The organism is Pseudomonas sp. SP16.1, assembly GCF_052682975.1.
The window spans coordinates 4,145,062-4,159,241 of the sequence record NZ_JBQYFZ010000001.1 but is presented as its reverse complement, the minus strand read 5'-3'; the positions used below and the strand labels follow the sequence as shown (position 1 = coordinate 4,159,241).

At 58.7% G+C, this 14,180-nt stretch carries 17 protein-coding genes; 15 read left to right on the top strand and 2 right to left on the bottom strand.

Translation table 11 applies throughout. The features are described from left to right. Positions 1-431 precede the first annotated feature (431 nt). From ACUTAF_RS19680 to dcm, 6 genes are all read left to right on the top strand, one after another. Entirely contained in the window at positions 432-944 is a 513-nt protein-coding gene (locus tag ACUTAF_RS19680; RefSeq protein WP_445581564.1) for a hypothetical protein, read from the top strand. Between the two features lie 37 nt (positions 945-981). After that, the gene (locus ACUTAF_RS19675; RefSeq protein WP_445581563.1) at positions 982-1,170 is read left to right on the top strand and encodes a hypothetical protein; all 189 of its coding nucleotides are present in this window, start codon (positions 982-984) and stop codon (positions 1,168-1,170) included. 241 nt (positions 1,171-1,411) lie between these two features. After that, complete coding sequence (locus ACUTAF_RS19670) at positions 1,412-2,137, top strand: hypothetical protein (RefSeq protein WP_445581562.1); 726 nt, start codon at positions 1,412-1,414, stop codon at positions 2,135-2,137. Beyond that, entirely contained in the window at positions 2,127-2,405 is a 279-nt protein-coding gene (locus ACUTAF_RS19665; protein WP_445581561.1) for a hypothetical protein, read from the top strand. Before ACUTAF_RS19670 ends, ACUTAF_RS19665 begins: the two co-directional genes overlap by 11 nt. A gap of 134 nt (positions 2,406-2,539) precedes the next feature. After that, a complete protein-coding gene (locus ACUTAF_RS19660) occupies positions 2,540-2,947 on the top strand; it encodes a very short patch repair endonuclease (protein ID WP_445581560.1) in 408 nt (135 codons plus the stop codon). Between the two features lie 750 nt (positions 2,948-3,697). Beyond that, the gene (gene dcm, locus ACUTAF_RS19655; RefSeq protein ID WP_445581559.1) at positions 3,698-5,158 is read left to right on the top strand and encodes a DNA (cytosine-5-)-methyltransferase; all 1,461 of its coding nucleotides are present in this window, start codon (positions 3,698-3,700) and stop codon (positions 5,156-5,158) included. 880 nt (positions 5,159-6,038) lie between these two features. Here dcm and ACUTAF_RS19650 read toward each other — a convergent pair. Together ACUTAF_RS19650 and ACUTAF_RS19645 are read right to left on the bottom strand one after the other, a co-directional pair. Next, the gene (locus tag ACUTAF_RS19650; RefSeq protein ID WP_445581558.1) at positions 6,039-6,533 is read right to left on the bottom strand and encodes a hypothetical protein; all 495 of its coding nucleotides are present in this window, start codon (positions 6,531-6,533) and stop codon (positions 6,039-6,041) included. Between the two features lie 205 nt (positions 6,534-6,738). Next, entirely contained in the window at positions 6,739-7,065 is a 327-nt protein-coding gene (locus ACUTAF_RS19645) for a hypothetical protein (RefSeq protein WP_445581557.1), read from the bottom strand. 101 nt (positions 7,066-7,166) lie between these two features. On the opposite strand from ACUTAF_RS19645, the gene ACUTAF_RS19640 reads away from it, so the two are divergent. The 9 genes from ACUTAF_RS19640 to ACUTAF_RS19600 all read left to right on the top strand — a co-directional run bounded on the left by ACUTAF_RS19640 (position 7,167) and on the right by ACUTAF_RS19600 (position 14,174). Continuing rightward, a complete protein-coding gene (locus ACUTAF_RS19640; RefSeq protein WP_445581556.1) occupies positions 7,167-7,457 on the top strand; it encodes a helix-turn-helix domain-containing protein in 291 nt (96 codons plus the stop codon). Between the two features lie 286 nt (positions 7,458-7,743). Beyond that, positions 7,744-9,192 (top strand): tyrosine-type recombinase/integrase, encoded by a 1,449-nt coding sequence (locus ACUTAF_RS19635; protein WP_445581555.1) that lies wholly within the window; start codon positions 7,744-7,746, stop codon positions 9,190-9,192. Further along, a complete protein-coding gene (locus ACUTAF_RS19630; protein WP_445581554.1) occupies positions 9,189-9,497 on the top strand; it encodes a hypothetical protein in 309 nt (102 codons plus the stop codon). Before ACUTAF_RS19635 ends, ACUTAF_RS19630 begins: the two co-directional genes overlap by 4 nt. A gap of 95 nt (positions 9,498-9,592) precedes the next feature. Then, positions 9,593-9,838 carry a helix-turn-helix domain-containing protein gene (locus ACUTAF_RS19625; protein ID WP_445581553.1) on the top strand — a complete coding sequence of 82 codons (246 nt, stop codon included), beginning with the start codon at positions 9,593-9,595 and terminating at the stop codon, positions 9,836-9,838. Positions 9,839-9,840: 2 nt separating this feature from the next. After that, positions 9,841-10,098 (top strand): hypothetical protein, encoded by a 258-nt coding sequence (locus tag ACUTAF_RS19620; protein WP_445581552.1) that lies wholly within the window; start codon positions 9,841-9,843, stop codon positions 10,096-10,098. A 4-nt stretch (positions 10,099-10,102) separates the two neighbouring features. Then, on the top strand, positions 10,103-12,466 hold the full coding sequence (locus tag ACUTAF_RS19615; RefSeq protein WP_445581551.1) for a phage/plasmid primase, P4 family: 2,364 nt from the start codon (positions 10,103-10,105) through the stop codon (positions 12,464-12,466). A 139-nt stretch (positions 12,467-12,605) separates the two neighbouring features. Further along, the gene (locus tag ACUTAF_RS19610; protein ID WP_445581550.1) at positions 12,606-12,935 is read left to right on the top strand and encodes a hypothetical protein; all 330 of its coding nucleotides are present in this window, start codon (positions 12,606-12,608) and stop codon (positions 12,933-12,935) included. 257 nt (positions 12,936-13,192) lie between these two features. Then, positions 13,193-13,627, top strand: a complete 435-nt coding sequence (locus ACUTAF_RS19605) for a hypothetical protein (RefSeq protein WP_445581549.1) — start codon at positions 13,193-13,195, stop codon at positions 13,625-13,627. A 70-nt stretch (positions 13,628-13,697) separates the two neighbouring features. Further along, positions 13,698-14,174 carry a hypothetical protein gene (locus tag ACUTAF_RS19600; RefSeq protein WP_445581548.1) on the top strand — a complete coding sequence of 159 codons (477 nt, stop codon included), beginning with the start codon at positions 13,698-13,700 and terminating at the stop codon, positions 14,172-14,174. Positions 14,175-14,180 lie beyond the last annotated feature (6 nt).

Genomic DNA, 14,180 nt, shown 5'->3' with positions numbered 1-14,180 from the left:
AATGGCCCGAGCCGGCCTTTAGCATTTGGGCATTTAGCTTTGGGAGGGGCTTTCTTGTCTGATCATATTTATTGTCTGTGAAGGCTGTGAAGAATATGGAAAGACAATGAAAACAATACCTTTAGTCGCACGGACATGCCGCGGCAGCACGGACGGCAGTCCGTGACGGCCTGACCCCGCATCGGCGTGGCCAGAGCCTGGCCGACCGTGGCGGGCTTGGCGACCGATGGGGGGAAGATGTCGGACTTCCGCCCGACCCTGCTCGTCTTGTCCTTCGCGCGCGAGCCGAATGCCAGGCCGAACTTGCCCCCTGATCGTCAGGCAGTGCACCCGCTCCCTATATGCCCTTGATCTGCATGGGAGAACAGTGGCTCCTTGCTTGCGCCTGACACGACACGATCACGCCGTAAGCCATTTTTGGAGACGGCGGCATGATTCCCAACATCTTCACGCCCGAGCGGCGCGAACTGTTCTTCCAGGTCTTGGAAGACACCTGCTCGCCCAAGCAGGCGGCGCTCGCTGCGGGCATCAGCAGGCAGACGGCGTTCTACCACAAGGCCAACGATCCCGAGTTCCGCAGCCGCTGGGACAAAGCCCTTGAGGTCGCACTCGACGCGCTGCTGGAGGAGGCATACCGGCGCGCGGCCCTGGGCTATGAAGAACCGGTGATTCACGGTGGCAGACTCTCCACGGTTATCGATCCCGAGAGCGGCGAGGAACGTCCCCTCACCGTTCGCAAGCACAGCGACCGACTGCTGGAGGTGTTGCTGAAGTTTCGTTACGGAGACCAGATGGCCGACAGGCTCAAGGTCAAGGTGGACTCGGTGGGCCTCGATGCCGACGCGCTGCTGAGGATGCCGAGCGAAGAGCGGGCGCAGCTCACTGCACTGCTGGCGAAGTACCAGGCCAACAAGTCGGAGGAGGAAGACGATGGCGAGGACTGAAAGATTGACCGTGGCTGAGGTTCTAGAACGAGCTGAGATGATCGACCGCAACCTGGACGTCTGGGAATGCACCGCGCCCGACGTCGTCCGCGACTTGGGCGGGCGCGATGCTTTGCCTCATCTGAGCGAAATGACCTGCATCGGTCCCGTGCCACGGCTCGACCAGGAGACCTGGGAGCGTGCCAGCCTGGAGTATGAATGCCGGCGGAATAGCCCTCGTGAGTGATGCTCTGATACCGAATCGGGGCGCCAAGTAGAGCTGAACCCAAGGGGCGCAAGGTTCCGCACCTGCGGCTGACGGAGGGTGAACATGGCTGGAACAGGCTCGATGATCGATGGCATGCGCCTCCAGTGCACCGCGACACATTGCAAGCATCCGGTCGCGCATAGGCGCGTGACCACCCCGGCTGGGGGATGCGCTCGTTACTTGCGACCGGAGGAGACCAACCTCAGAGGAGCCAACGAGCATGAAGATCGAACTCACCAACATCCCACTACTGAGTCCGCAGCAGATCGGCGAACTCGCCTCCGCCCTGGATACCCTCCACGGCCGTGTTCTCAAGACCATCGAGCGCCTGCAGAAGGATGTCGCAGCCCGTAAGGCTGAGATTGCGAGCCGCTGGAAGGCCGCCGGCATTGGGGAGGCGGATCGTGCCCGCTTCGCGGAGTCCGAAACCCTGGCCGCCATCCGCCAGATCAAGGACAACTCCCGCGCCGAGTTGGACCGCCTGTTCAAGGAGGCCGGGCCATCCCATTCGAAACTCATCGCGCAACGCCCGTACTACGACAGCCCGGTCAAAGTGCTGTCCCGCGTCGCCTTGGGCGATGCCCGCCGTACTGCTTACCTACAACAGCTTGCTCATGCGGGAGCCGCCGAGTTGGGCCACATGGCCCAGGTTGCCGTGGGTACCAAGAACGAGGCTCTTGCCGCTGCTGTCCTCTCTCTGCTCGACGCGATGCCGACGAAGGATCGTCCCGTAAGCCCGCAGGCGTTGGCCTCGGCCATGCTGCTCGATGATTTCAGGAAGGTGCACGAGTATCTGAAGATCGGCGACGCCCGCCTCCAGGGCATCGTGCTTGCCGTGCGCGCCTGGGAGCAAGGCAGGTCCAACGGATACGACACCGTGGCCCTGGCGATGCGGACACAGGCTATCGATGCTCAGGTGCTCCAGGAGCTGAAACATGGTGACTAGACAGAATGAATACGGGCCGCAGGATCCGGTATCAATCGCCTTAGTGGGCGTTGCAATCGTTCTGCGCACTGGCACCTGTTTGCTGGAGGCCTTGGCCGACCATGCTGCTCGGGTCGGCGTCCCGTTCGGTTCTGAGCCGTTCGACGAGGCCGCCGAGCTGACCGGCTTGCCGTACTGCCGGCAGTTGGACCTGTACGTGGACCGTGCCACCAAGTGCAAGGCCGACGCATTGCCCTTCAATCTGGCTCACCTGGCCTTCGTGTCCTAGCAGGTGTTGCTAGGCTGTGTTCGAGGGGACCGTCCATTCGGGCGGCCCCTTCATTTTCATAGGCTTGGCAGCCCAGAACGGCTAATTTGAAATTGGAATGCCTTCAATTGCGATAGCCCAGCGCAACCAAGTTTATGGATCGCCTAACCCCAGAGGCCCGCAGTCGCCTGATGTCCCAAATCAAGGGGCAAGACACGAAGCCTGAGATGGCGGTGCGGTTATACCTGCATGCCCGAGGACTACGGTACCGGCTCCATGATCGCAGGTTGGTCGGAAAGCCTGATCTGGTTTTCAAGTCCCGTAAGGTAGTGGTTTTTGTTCACGGCTGCTTCTGGCATGGGCACCCAGGTTGCAGGAAGGCGCGTGTTCCTAAGACCCGTGAGGCGTTCTGGCGGAACAAAATCGAGACGAACTCCGCGCGCGATAGGCGTTCAATCCGGCAACTTAGAGCGTTGGGTTGGCACGTCTTCGTCGTGTGGGAATGTCGCATCAGCGAACGGAGGCTCGCTCAACTATACCGGCAGATTGTGGGAGTCAAGTAGTTGCCCCGCTCCCTTACTCGGCACGTCACGACACGATGCACCTACGACCCGTACTTGTAGGAGAGCGCCATGGGCCTTGTCGAAATGTGTATGTAGGACGTGCTGACCCAGCACAATGAACCTTCGATGTACCGCCTGGCCCCATGGGCTTTGCGACTCGATGCCAGATGACCGAACGAATCGTCGCCGTGGTTAAAGCCCAAACATCGACTTTGCTTTGCTCCGGCAGATTGAACGATCTGAGGCTCTCGAGCAGCAAATAGAGCCGCGGACTGACGTTGGCCGAAGCCATGGAAGAGACACTGAAGATCATGCGGGCTTTGGCATGGGGCGCTCGTCGGGCGGCGCTTGCTTGAGCCTGCGAGCTATCGGAATCAACGATCGTGACCATGGTCATCCCCAGCGCTAAGGCTACCAACAGGCCCGTCCTGTGGCACGTCGGAAGCCCGCGCTCGCCCCACTGACCGATTGGAGGCCTCGGTTGAGTGGTGTCTAAGCCGTGTTGTGGAGCAGATGCCAAAGATTCATCCCCTTCTTTTCATGTCGTCGCGTGGTTGGACGTGTCGATGGTCAGTCAGACGCTCCTGTGGGAAAATGCTGATAAGGAGTCTATTCATCCTTATGGGGCGTTTGGAATCAAATAAATACGACATTATTGCTATGCGGCTGAAGAGTTCTTGTTAGAAGTTCTGGGCGTTTGTGATTTCTTGCAAAAAGAAAGTCAACCAAATTAGCAATAGAGAAAAGAGAATGCTTGAAGATAATTTTTTTAATTTAGGCGACGGCCTTGGCGGAATTCGATCACTGAGAACGCAGGCTAAAATTAAATTGGAAGATCTGGCTAACTCAGCCAGAGTCTCGTTGAACACTTTAAAGAAGATTGAGCGAGGCCTTGGGGGGATCTCTCCGGATGTCGCGACCCGCCTCGGAGCGGCCCTGGGTGTTTCTGATTCTTTAGTTCAATCTGTACATAAGGCTTTTTTGGAAACTGCAACGCCTGGTGAGGGCTATGTAACAAGTAAGGCAGGCAATGTAGATGTAACCTATCCGGCGCAGCCTTTAGAGAGAAATGAGGTCCGGCGTCGCGTTCTCGACATATTTTGTGGTGCTGGGGGGTTGTCTTATGGTTTTGAGCAAACCGGAAGGTTTGTCACTGTAGGCGGAATTGATCTGTTGCAGGATCGGATTGATACGTTCACGGCCAACCATAAACATGCTGTTGGTATTGCTGGAGATATACGGAAGATTGATCCAGAAACTATCGAGGAGTTAATTGGTGGGGTTGATGTGCTTGCGGGTGGCCCTCCTTGCCAAGGTTTTTCCTCTATTCGCCCATTTCGAAATCTAACTGAGAGCGACCCGAGAAACAATCTGGTTGAGCATTACGTTCTGATACTTTCCCATTTAAAGCCGAGGTGGTTTGTTTTTGAGAATGTTGTGGGCCTGCTCACCCACGAAAAAGGAGGGAAGCTAGAGGCAATTTTGGAAGCCTTCTCTGAAATCGGGTATAAGACAAGTTGGCGCGTGATGAACGCGGCGTCTTATGGAGTCCCTCAAAGCAGAGAGCGGATTGTTATTGTTGGGAACAGAATAGGCAAGGACTTTTTGTGGCCAAAACCTAGTCATCATTATGAGTACAGAAGCATGGCTGGGAGGCGGCATGAAACAATTCACACAAAAATGGATCTATTCAGCCAAGAGGAACTGCGGCCTGCGGTAACTCTGATGGATGCAATTGGCGATCTTCCGCCTGTTGAATCGGGGCAGGAAGCGACTAGCTACAGTTCAAGTGAGCCTAAAACAGAGTATCAATCATTCATTAGAGGTGGAGCCCTGAAGCTCACCTGGCACCGTGCTACAAAACATTCACCAAAAATGCTTGAAATAATAAAGCATGCAGGAAGCTCAATACACGATCTTCCGCCGGGGATGGTTACTAGTGGATTTAGCTCTTGTTACAGTCGGCTTGATGCTGATCGCCCAAGCAACACAATAACTGTTAACTTTGTTCACCCTTCTTCCAATAGGTGTATACACCCATTTCAGAATAGGGCGTTAACTCCAAGAGAGGGGGCGAGAATTCAAAGCTTCCCAGATAGCTTTGAATTCAAAGGAAGCGCTGCCCAGATCGTCAAGCAGATTGGAAACGCGGTTCCCCCTCTCTTGGGGGCGGTTATCGCCAGGTCCATTGCTGAACAGGATGAGGCTTAAGATATCCCTCTGGCAAGCGGGCACCGAGTTCTGTCGAAGTAGACGGCTTTCAAATTGCTCATGCCCGCTGCATTAATGACGGCAGTCTTTCCAGAGTCGCCCTCGGTGTTGCTGAAGTTGAAATGAGCATCTTCGAGGTGCCCGACTCGAACTTCCCATATCCAAGGTACAATCCCACGATTCTCTTTGCCTCTTGTATAAGCTCCGTGTTCATTGACCAACACATAGCGGACAGTTATGTGTGGGCCGGGTTTCACCAAATGCCCTTTTGGTTTGTTTGATTCTAGTGCAACTTTAATCTCGACGTCTGTCGCACTTGGGTGATTGGCAAGAAGATCGGGGTAAGTGTGAGGTGCATTTGGAACATAAAGCCCATTAGATGATCTGCACACCCCTGTCCTGAACAAGTTACCGATAATGGCTGAGAGGTTTGCCAGTTCAACGAGGCCGGACAATCTTGCGTCGGCGCCCGATATTAACTGAGAGTCAATCGAGTCCAGTATCTCATGTGTGTACTCAACCGCCCCTCCAATAATCTGAGGGCTAAGTCCGTATGCGTAAAGGGATGGGTCTTGATTTAGCGCGGATGTAGGCAGAGTTCTCATTCTTTTCCCTGAGCGAACCGTTACGTTCCAGTGGGTGACTACCACCCTACTTGGCTTGAGTCCTAATGTTATTCGCCCAGCATCACGGTCGTCCAGGCAGCCCGCCCTTTCTGCGCAAGATCCCAAACTCCTGAGCGAAGCCCCTCGGCGCCGCACGATGCAGAGCGCTGAAGTGGTGGAGCCCAGCTTGTTGTCAGGCTGTGAAAAAAAAAGCCACCCGTTGAGGTGGCCCTTTGGATTCAGTAGCTTAGTTGCCAAAAGCAGCTATTGGGGGATCAGGCGGCGTCCATTGTCGCCGTGGCCGCCTTGTGCGCGCTGTAGACCTTTAGCGCATGCTCCCAGACAGTCTCGGCCAGTGCACGTGCGTCAGCGCGGGACTTGCCCTCAACCTTGCGCAGCCGTGCGGCCAGCGCCTTGATCGGCCAGCTCTCTCCAAAGGCCTGATAGAGCCAAGCGTAGCTCTGGTAGACAGGGTCAATGTCGTAGCAGTCAGTCGCGGCGATAGTCATACCGAGGTCCTTCTCGACGGCCCGTTTCAAAATGTCGCCCCACTCGTCATAGCCGCCATCCTCGGTGCGGTCGTCGTGAGCAATAGCCATCCAGGCGGATACCACGCGCAGTGGCCCATGGCCGTCATAATCCTTTGACATGAGGCCGTTCCACACATACCCCAGCGTCGTATCCAGTAGTGAGGCAATCCCGCCCCCCTTGAATCCGGGATGGTATGTGTCGGCAAAGCTGCTGGTAATCGTTTCGTACGAGGGAAGCATCTCTTTTTCCTTTCCAAAATGGTGGGTGAATGCAGGGTCGTCACCCCGCGTATCGCCGCGATGGAAAGGAGTATGGGGACACGTCAATAGGAAAAATATCATCATTTGCTGGCGTTCATTCGTCTGCCAGAGATGTTCGTGCGAGTCCATAAACGAATGGGGCAGCCCCTGGCCGCCCCTCGAACACGTCGAAAGTGCCGACGCATTACCGACAGTACGTCTTGCCCAGCTCGACGAATTTCCCGGTGCGGGAAACCTTCACGATATCGATGATCTTGACGAGGCTCGGCTTCAGTCCGTGATCGTCCGCGACGGAGCAGATGTACTCGGCGAAGCCGTCGCGGCTGCTGCCGTCGTCGATGACGCCGACGTACAGGTTCCTGTCCGTCATCCAGACCGCGTCCTTCACCTTGGGCTCCTCGCCGCTCTTAACCAGGTAGGTGATGAAGTCGTTTTGCGCCTGATTCGGTTTTGCCGTGGCCAGGGCAGGCGCAGTGAGAGCGGCTGCGAGAATGATCGTGATGAGTCGCATCGGGGTACCTTCCATGAGGGTTGAAGAATGCCAAATAGTCCATTTTGGACTATTCCGAAGCGGACTTTACCGTGCGGTGAACTTCCGGTCACCGCACCACGATGGCAAATTCGACCCACAATGCCGACTACCAACTGCTGCTTGCGGTCCTGCGGGCCGTCCGGAAGCGGCTGGGCGTCTCCCAGGTTGAGTTGGCCGAGCGGCTTGGTAACACGCAGACCTTCGTATCGAAGTGCGAGCGAGGAGAGCGCCGTGTCGATGCTGTCGAGCTGGTGGAATTCGCAGAGGCCCTAGGCATCCCTCCGCTTGAGCTAATGGGGGAGTTTCTAGAGAGACGAAGGGCCGGTCCCTCACCCAAGTCGAGGAAGGTCGCTAAGCATCAAAAGCCTTAGCGTGTCGATTTCGTGTTTAGCACAGCCCAGAAACGAAAAAGGCCCACCGCAAGGTGAGCCTAAGTCGTTGTTTTATATGGTGCCGGCACCAGGAATCGAACCCGGGACCTACTGATTACAAGGCCCACATTATACTTTCCAGTTGGACACAGGTGTACTTTTAAGGACGGAAAATTCCTTTGTTAATCAGTGGCTCAGGCACATCATTAGTCCGTACCTGTTCGCTTATGTGTGTCAGTGACCAGGCTCTATACAGACACGGTATAGACACGGGAGATACGGCATCATGGCCAGCACCACCATCGTAGGGGGCGAGAAAAAGAAAACCGAGATCATCCTCAACAACCTGCTAATCAAAGCCGCGTGCGCTAAGGCCAAGAAGTCCAAAAAGGATGTGTGGCTGACTGAAGCAGGCGGCCGGGGCGAAGGCCGCCTGCGTCTGCGCGCGTTCCCGAACGGCGAGCACGCCTTCTATTACAGGTATTCCCTGGACGGGGTGCAAAAGCAGCTGCGCATCAATAAGAAGGGCCTGGACGAAGCCAGAGACGAAGCCAGGGACCTGACAGACCTGTATCGAGCTGGCCACCGCGATCTGCACGGCTACCTGGCGCAGACCCGCGTCATCGAGGATGCTGCCCGCGAGGCCGCCGCCCGCGAGCTGGAAGCCAAAGCGCGGCAGGGCACCCTGGCACAGCTGCTCGCCGACTACATCGCCGACCTTGATCGGCGTGGCAAGAGTAGCGTGAAGGACGTGCGCGGCGCCTTCCGGCTGGATGTGCTGACAGCTTTCCCTTCCACGGTAGCCAAGCCGGCCAAGGAGATAACCAGCAGTGACATTACCCGCATGCTGCGGCACTGCCTTACCCGCCCGGTGGCGAGCAAAGGCCGAGGCAAGAGACTTACACCGGCTAGCGCCAGCAATAACAAGTTGCGCCAGGCGAGCAAGTTGCGCGCCTACCTGCACGCCGCATTCGGCTTCGGTCTGACCGCCGACAACGATGCGCTGCGCGCCGACGGCGAAGTGTTGTTTGGTCTGAGCTTCAACCCGGTAGCCAATACCAAAACCATCGAAGGGGCCGACCGGGCGGAAACCTGGGCGCTAACCAAGGCTGAGCTGAAAGAGGTGCTGTCGGCCGTTGAGACGCTGCCCGAGCGGCGGCGCGCCATCGCCAGGGCAATGCTGTATCTCGCCGGCCAGCGGGTGGAAATGCTCTGCCGCGTGACCTGGCCGGACCTGTTCGATGATGGCGAGCATGGCGCTGTGATGAGGCTAGTGGACATGAAGGGGGGCAAAGGCACCCCGCCGCGGGAACACCTGTTGCCGATGACCGAGCGCCTGGCCGAAATCATGGCGCCGCTGTTGGCCCTGCGAGGAAGCGACGCGCCAGGTCCCTTCACCTTGAGCGGCAAAAGCCCGGCCACTAGCGGTACGTTACAGAAGGTGTTCGCCGAGCTGGGTGATCAGCTCTCGGCAGAAGGCAAGACGCGCCGCTTCACATGGCGCCACCTGCGCGCCACCGTCGAAACTCATCTGGCGAGCCTCGGGGTGAATCAGGAGCGGCGGGCCTGGCTGTTGTCGCACGGTCGGTCTGGCGTGCAGGCCAAGCATTATGACCGCTACAGCTACTTGCCGGAGAAACGCCAGGACCTGGACAAGTGGGCACGGTATCTGGACCAGCTTGCGGGTATCGAAGCCGACAACGTTGTCCGACTGCACGCGGGGGCTGAGCAATGAGCCCCCTCGCCACCCGACTGAAGGCCCTGAGCAAGGCACTGGAGCGAGGCAAGGAACTGCCCCCCGAGGTGCTGGAGCGGCTGGAGGCATGCCTTGACGAAATCGACATTGTGCTACCGCCCGCCCGCCGTGGTCGGCCCAAGCAGCCAGAGCTGTCGATACTGCCCTGGTTTGTCGATTTGTCTAAGAAGCTAGGGATGAAGACCGACAAGGTGGTGCTGCAACGGTTACTTGGGCGCACGGGGCGGGGCAACCTCAAGACCCTTCAAAACAAGCTCGCCCAGGCGCGCAAGCTGCGCCACTAGCCGTCTGTCATCCCGAAAAATCTAAGGAATTTTTTCGGGATTCGCTTCGGCGCATAAGTATCCCCATGGTTGGGTAAACATGAGGAGAAATATCCATGAGCAGCACAATCAACCTTGCAGACCTGCAGCAGGCCGTCACGGCGGCTGTTCAAGGCTTGTTGGCGCCGCAGCTTTACCGGCCGAACGAAGCCGCTGCCGCGCTGGGGCTCAGCCGCGCAAAAGTCTACGAGCTGATGAAACGCGGCCAGCTCGCTTTTGTGGTCATCGACAGCGACCGGCGCATTCCCGCGAGCGAAGTGCGCCGCTTGGTTGCCGAAGGCGTGCCGGGCAAGGAGGCGTGACCATGAACGCGATATTTATTACAGAGCATGCGGCCATCGCGCGCGTCAACCGCAAATTGCATCACCAAGAAATGATGCTGCGTACAACTCGGAGCGCCCGCGCCTACTTGGAACTGGGGCGTCATTACTTGGTGGATTGGCGCACAAACTTCGTTGTGGAAACCCACTGTGATCTTGAATCGCTCGCGAGGGAGTTGGGTGTACTGGCCGATTGGGAGTCCATCCGCCAGGCAGGAGAAGGCGCGGCTGAGGGGGTGTGATGCCATGGCGCGGGCAAAGAAAAGCCCCCTGGCCGATGGCGCGGCTCAGGGGGCTTGCGGGAGCAATGCACAAGCTCAGCGTAGTCCTACCAGCGGTGCTGGGCAAGCGCCAGCCGATGCTTCGCGCGACGACCTGATCAGCGCCTACCTCGCCGCAGGCCTGCCGCTGGTGCCGATCCCGGCCGGGCAGAAAGGGCCGACTGCAACAGGCTGGAACCTGCCAGAGAACTGCATCAACACGCCCGCTCAGGCGGCCAGGTTGAACGGTAACTGCAACATCGGCCTGGCCCATGCCTACGGCGATCCACCTACAGGCGCCCTCGATATCGATGACGTGGAGAAGGCGCGCGCCTGGCTCGCAGACCGCGGCATCGATCTGGGCACCCTGTTGGCGGCTTCTGATGCCGTGCGTATCATCGGCCGCGAGGAGCGCGCCAAATTGCTCTTTCGCCTGCCGGCGGTGATGCCGGGAAAAAAGGTCAAGGCCGGCGGCAAGGACATAATCGACTTCCGCTGTGCCAGCCAGGGTGGCCTGACGGTGCAAGATGTTTTACCGCCTTCCGTTCACCCGGATACTGGCCTGCCCTATCGGCTGTCTGGCGACATTTCCAAGATTCCACCCATCCCGCCCGAACTGTTGCGCATCTGGCGCGAACTGATAGACGCCCAGCCAGCCAAGACCACAGTCGGTAGTGACGACAGCGGCCTGCCGCCGCGCTTCGTCGAGCTGCTGAAAGGAGACGACGATCTACGCCGGCGCTGGGAAGGCAACACGGATGGGCTGGGCGACCCAAGCCGGAACGGCCTGGACATGTCGCTCACTTCGTTGCTGGTGCGGCGCGGTTTCAATGATGTGGAAATCACGCGGATACACCGCGCTTTCCCGCACGGCAAGGTCGTGCAGGACGGCCGGGGCGATGACTACATCCGGCCGATGCTCGAAAAATGCAGGGCGGATCGTTGCCTGTCACGTACCGAGCCCTGGACGACCGCGCACCGCATGCTCGCCGAACGCTTCACCAGTGACTCGGGAACCAGTCTACTGCGGCACTGGAACGGCGACTTCTACGGCTACCACGACGGGGTTTACCGGCAGCTCGACGACGACGATATGAAGGCCAGGGTCTGGCACTACCTGGGCGGCGCGCGCTGCGCCACCGGCAAGAAGAAAAAAACCGAGCCATACAAACCGAACCGCGCCCGCGCTGGCGATGTGCTGGGCGGCCTGGAAGCTGCCGCGCACCTCGATAGCCAATACGCGATGCCCTGTTGGCTAGATGGCGCCACTGGCGACGATCCTAACGACCTGCTGGTCATGGCTAACGGCACGTTGCACATGCCGAGCCGCACCCTGCGCCCGCACGATCCACGGCTGTTCACGTCCACGGGCCTGCCCTTTCCCTACGCGCCGGATGCAGCCCCGCCTGTGGCTTGGCTGCGGTTTTTGGAATCGGTGTGGGGTGACGACCGCGAGAGCATCGAGACTTTGCAGGAATTCTTCGGGTACTGCCTGACCGCTGATTGCAGCCAGCAAAAAATACTCCTCATCGTCGGACCCAAGCGCAGCGGCAAGGGCACCATCGCCCGTGTGTTGCGCGGTGTGATAGGCGAGGCGAACTGCGCAGGGCCTACCCTGGCCAGCCTGGCCACCAACTTCGGCCTGCAGCCGCTGATCGGCAAACGGGTCGCCATCGTCTCCGACGCGCGCCTGGGTGGGTGTACCGACAAGCACGCGCTGACAGAGCGTTTGTGCTCGGTCAGCGGCGAGGATGCCCTGACCATCGACCGGAAATACGTCGAGCCCTGGACGGGGACGCTGGGGGTGCGCCTGGTCATCTGCACCAACGAATTGCCGAAGATCGTCGATGACAGCAACGCGCTGAGCAGCCGCTTCGTCGTGCTGCGCATGGTGCGGTCGTTTCTCGGCGAGGAAGACCTGGGCCTGGCGGATCGGCTGCTGAAAGAGTTGCCGGCGATCCTCAACACGTCGCTTGAGGGCCTGGCACGGCTGAAGGCGCGCGGCGCATTCCGGCAGCCAGCCTCGGCGCTGGAGCTGGTGCAGGAACTGGAAAACCTGGCTTCGCCCGTCGCTGCGTTCCTGCGTGACAGATGTGTGGTGAGCCCCGGAGCGCAAGTCGAGTGCGAGCGCCTATTTGGCGCCTGGAAATTCTACTGTGCCGGCCAGGGTCGGCACCACATGGGGACCAGCGCGTCTTTCGGCGCTTCGTTGCGTGCTGCGCTGCCACAGCTGGAGCGCTGCCGCAGCGGCACAAGGGATAGCCGCGTATGGGTGTACAAGGGCGTAGCGCTGGCCACCGGCATGGCCACAGTGGCGGACCTGGCGGCTGCCAAGGCGCGTTTACTGTGATCGGTGTCCTAGCGTGTCCTAGGGTTTACCCATTGCAGTGTGTATTTTTCAGAAAATGAAAATATAGAGATAACAATGGTATTCGCCTAGGACACGCTAGGACACGGGCCGGGCCGCCGATTTGTGAGAGGTAGCAGTCATGAAAAAGGCAACGTTGCTCGCGCCGCGCAATTCGGCCCGCGAGATACTTTCCGACAGTGACGCACAGCGGATGTTGGACAGCGGCAGCTGGGTAATCGCCACCGTGCCCAAGAAGCCTACCGCTGGTGCCGTCAACCAACGCAATTACATGCGTCGCCGCCTCGAAGATGGTTACAGGAAACTCGAAGTGCTGTTGCCGGAACATGTTCACGGCGCGCTGTATGCGAGGCGCCTGGAAGGTGAATCCCTGGCGGAATTGCTTGAGCGCCTGTTGGCGGAAACACCTGATGACAGTGCCGACAAAAGCCAGGTGGGCGGACACAAATAGAAAACCAGCGTGATGCCTGATCCTCTGTGCCGGCGCGCTTCACCAGTCGTCAGAGCGCCGAAAAGGCACATCAGAGGATTTTGAATCAGTTGATTTAGCGCACAGAAATGCAGCTTGCAGCTGATTGTTTATGGCAATACGGCGATATCGTGTCTGTTTCGCACCTGTTGAGCCCCCGGATCGCTCTTCCAGGCACCCTATACGAGAGCCCAGCCATGGCACTGGAAGCGCCGCCACAGGGCGCGCAGGAGGTCAAAATGAACGAACTACACGCCCTGGTCGACCGCGCCCTGGTCGGCGACAAGGAAGCGCTCAGCCAGGCTGTTGAGCTGGCCGAGGCCCTGGCCTTGGAACAGGCCCTGGCCGGCGCACCTGCTGGCCTTCGCGCCGAGGCCCTGGCCGGCCTGAAAGCGTTGTGGAAGGCGCGGCGCGCTAGGGCGAAGCGGCAGCGCGCTACCGCAGAGTCCAACAGGCGCCGTGGTGCCGATCACCAGGCCAAGATCGACAACGTTCTGGGGCCTTTGGCGCTGCACGACAAAGCCTCCCGCGACTTGACCGGCATCGTTCACCGCGCGCTCAAAAAGTATAAGCGCGAGCTGAAAAAGAAGACCGGTCTTCGCAAAGTGCCGTGCCAGACAGCTATCAGGCGAAGAATTAAAAAGAATACCAGTACTGGCGTTCCTGTTAATTAAAGGGCCGTTCGTTTACAACTTACAGCGCTGGTCGATACTTCGAGCATAACTGTTCAGGAGTATCCATCGCATGTCATCGCCAGCCGTCGAGCTCAAAGAAGAAACCCCGCCGCAGAAGCCCGCCAAGGCGCTGCCCCGCAGTGCGGCAAAGTTGCGCGAGTCCACCAACAACAGCTGGCGAGTCGTCGCCCCTCGTGGTACTTCGCGGGAGCGCCTGCAACATCCGGACTTCTGGTCGGTTGTTGGTGATCTTTTCATCAACTTCGACAAGGTCCATGTTGTCTTCGAAGATCGCTCGGCCTACTGCGAGTTGCTTGTCATGGATTGCGGTAGGGGCTACGCGAACGTGATCGAACTTGCCTGGCACCCGCTGCCGCCGCTGCTCATCTGCAACAACGACTTGCCGCCGAATCACGAAATTATCCATCTGGGGCCGGATGATCTTTACGCAGTCCGTCGTTGCAGCGACGGAATACTACTAGGTAAGGGTTTTCGGTCTCGCGATGACGCGCTCGCATTCCTCATGGACCATGCCACTCTGCGGTAATACGAA

Coding starts and splice junctions, on each gene's coding strand:
- ACUTAF_RS19680 (WP_445581564.1), top strand. CDS start 432: ATGATTCCCAACATCTTCACGCCCGAGCGGCGCGAACTGTTCTTCCAG.
- ACUTAF_RS19675 (WP_445581563.1), top strand. CDS start 982: ATGATCGACCGCAACCTGGACGTCTGGGAATGCACCGCGCCCGACGTC.
- ACUTAF_RS19670 (WP_445581562.1), top strand. CDS start 1,412: ATGAAGATCGAACTCACCAACATCCCACTACTGAGTCCGCAGCAGATC.
- ACUTAF_RS19665 (WP_445581561.1), top strand. CDS start 2,127: ATGGTGACTAGACAGAATGAATACGGGCCGCAGGATCCGGTATCAATC.
- ACUTAF_RS19660 (WP_445581560.1), top strand. CDS start 2,540: ATGGATCGCCTAACCCCAGAGGCCCGCAGTCGCCTGATGTCCCAAATC.
- dcm (WP_445581559.1), top strand. CDS start 3,698: ATGCTTGAAGATAATTTTTTTAATTTAGGCGACGGCCTTGGCGGAATT.
- ACUTAF_RS19650 (WP_445581558.1), bottom strand. CDS start 6,533: ATGCTTCCCTCGTACGAAACGATTACCAGCAGCTTTGCCGACACATAC.
- ACUTAF_RS19645 (WP_445581557.1), bottom strand. CDS start 7,065: ATGCGACTCATCACGATCATTCTCGCAGCCGCTCTCACTGCGCCTGCC.
- ACUTAF_RS19640 (WP_445581556.1), top strand. CDS start 7,167: ATGGCAAATTCGACCCACAATGCCGACTACCAACTGCTGCTTGCGGTC.
- ACUTAF_RS19635 (WP_445581555.1), top strand. CDS start 7,744: ATGGCCAGCACCACCATCGTAGGGGGCGAGAAAAAGAAAACCGAGATC.
- ACUTAF_RS19630 (WP_445581554.1), top strand. CDS start 9,189: ATGAGCCCCCTCGCCACCCGACTGAAGGCCCTGAGCAAGGCACTGGAG.
- ACUTAF_RS19625 (WP_445581553.1), top strand. CDS start 9,593: ATGAGCAGCACAATCAACCTTGCAGACCTGCAGCAGGCCGTCACGGCG.
- ACUTAF_RS19620 (WP_445581552.1), top strand. CDS start 9,841: ATGAACGCGATATTTATTACAGAGCATGCGGCCATCGCGCGCGTCAAC.
- ACUTAF_RS19615 (WP_445581551.1), top strand. CDS start 10,103: ATGGCGCGGGCAAAGAAAAGCCCCCTGGCCGATGGCGCGGCTCAGGGG.
- ACUTAF_RS19610 (WP_445581550.1), top strand. CDS start 12,606: ATGAAAAAGGCAACGTTGCTCGCGCCGCGCAATTCGGCCCGCGAGATA.
- ACUTAF_RS19605 (WP_445581549.1), top strand. CDS start 13,193: ATGAACGAACTACACGCCCTGGTCGACCGCGCCCTGGTCGGCGACAAG.
- ACUTAF_RS19600 (WP_445581548.1), top strand. CDS start 13,698: ATGTCATCGCCAGCCGTCGAGCTCAAAGAAGAAACCCCGCCGCAGAAG.